1 protein-coding gene is annotated in these 2058 nt (G+C 69.6%); it reads right to left on the reverse strand.

Features of this window, described 5'->3' with window-relative positions; all coding sequences use genetic code 11:
* A partial coding sequence (gene carB, locus ACZ58N_RS38730; RefSeq protein WP_471170344.1) for a carbamoyl-phosphate synthase large subunit occupies positions 1-2058 on the reverse strand: 2058 nt, incomplete at both ends.

Consider the following 2058-nt stretch of genomic DNA (forward strand, 5'->3'; position numbering starts at 1 on the left):
ACGGGGTGTTGACGATCAGGTCGACCTGTCCGTCGTGGATGAGTTGGACGATGTTCTTCTCGCCGTCGGGGCCTTCGCCGTCGCTGAGTTTGCGGACGACGGTGGCGTTGATGCCGTTGCGGCGCAGGACTTCGGCGGTGCCGGAGGTGGCCATGAGTTCGAAGCCGTGGGCGACGAGTTCGCGGGCGGGGAAGATCATGGTGCGCTTGTCGCGGTTGGCGACGGAGATGAACGCGCGGCCCTTGGTGGGCAGTGGGCCGTAGGCGCCGGCCTGGGATTTGGCGTAGGCGGTGCCGAAGACGGAGTCGATGCCCATGACCTCGCCGGTGGAGCGCATCTCGGGGCCCAGGACGGTGTCGACGCCGCGGCCGTGGATGTCGCGGAACCGGGACCAGGGCATGACGGCCTCCTTGACGGAGATCGGCGCGTCCAGGGGCAGGGTGCCGCCGTCGCCGTGGGCGGGGAGCATGCCCTCGGCGCGGAGTTCGGCGATGGTGGTGCCGAGGGAGATGCGGGCGGCGGCCTTGGCGAGGGGGACGGCGGTGGCCTTGGAGGTGAAGGGCACGGTCCGGGAGGCGCGGGGGTTGGCCTCCAGGACGTAGAGGATGTCGCCGGCCATCGCGAACTGGATGTTGATCAGGCCGCGGACGCCGACGCCCTTGGCGATGGCCTCGGTGGAGGTCCGCAGGCGTTTGATGTCGTGGCCGCCGAGGGTGATCGGGGGCAGGGCGCAGGCGGAGTCGCCGGAGTGGATGCCGGCTTCCTCGATGTGTTCCATGACGCCGCCGAGGTAGAGCTCGGTGCCGTCGTAGAGGGCGTCGACGTCGATCTCGATGGCGTCGTCGAGGAATCGGTCGACCAGGACGGGTCGGGTCGGGGAGATCTCGGTGGATTCCGCGATGTAGGACTCCAGGCGGGTCTCGTCGTAGACGATCTCCATGCCGCGTCCGCCCAGGACGTAGGAGGGGCGGACCAGGACGGGGTAGCCGATCTCGTCGGCGATGGCCTTGGCGGCGGCGAAGGTGGTGGCGGTGCCGTGCTTGGGGGCGGGCAGGCCGGCGTCGGCGAGGACCTGGCCGAACGCGCCGCGGTCCTCGGCGGCGTGGATGGCCTCGGGGGAGGTGCCGACGACGGGGACGCCGTTGTCCTTGAGGGCCTGGGCGAGTCCGAGGGGGGTCTGGCCGCCGAGTTGGACGACGACGCCGGCGATCGGGCCGGCCAGCGATTCGGCGTGGACGATCTCCAGGACGTCTTCGAGGGTGAGGGGCTCGAAGTAGAGGCGGTCGGAGGTGTCGTAGTCGGTGGAGACGGTTTCGGGGTTGCAGTTGACCATCACGGTCTCGTAGCCGGCGTCGCCGAGGGCGAAGGAGGCGTGGACGCAGGAGTAGTCGAACTCGATGCCCTGGCCGATGCGGTTCGGGCCGGAGCCCAGGATGATCACGGCGGGCCTGGTGCGGGGGGCGACCTCCGACTCCTCGTCGTAGGACGAGTAGAAGTAGGGGGTCTTCGCGGCGAACTCGGCGGCGCAGGTGTCGACCGTCTTGTAGACGGGGCGGACGCCCAGGGCGTGGCGGACCTCGCGGACCACGTCCTCGCGCAGGCCGCGGATCTCCGCGATCTGGTGGTCGGAGAAACCGTGGCGCTTGGCCTCGGCGAGCAGCTCCGGCCGCAGCTTCTCCGCGGCGGCCAGCTCGTCCGCGATCTCCTTGATCAGGAAGAGCTGGTCGACGAACCAGGGGTCGATCTTCGTGTACTCGAAGACCTCTTCCTGGGTGGCGCCGGCGCGGATGGCCTGCATGACGGTGTTGATGCGGCCGTCGGTGGGGCGGACCGCGGTGGCGAGGAGTTCCTCCTTGTCGCCGGTGGGGCCGACGAAGGTGAACTGCGAGCCCTTCTTCTCCAGCGAGCGCAGGGCCTTCTGGAGGGCCTCGGTGAAGTTCCGGCCGATGGCCATGGCCTCGCCCACCGACTTCATGGTGGTGGTGAGGGTGGCGTCGGCGAGCGGGAACTTCTCGAAGGCGAACCGCGGGGCCTTGACGACGACGTAGTCGAGGGTAC

This window comes from Streptomyces sp. NPDC040432 (assembly GCF_055595445.1).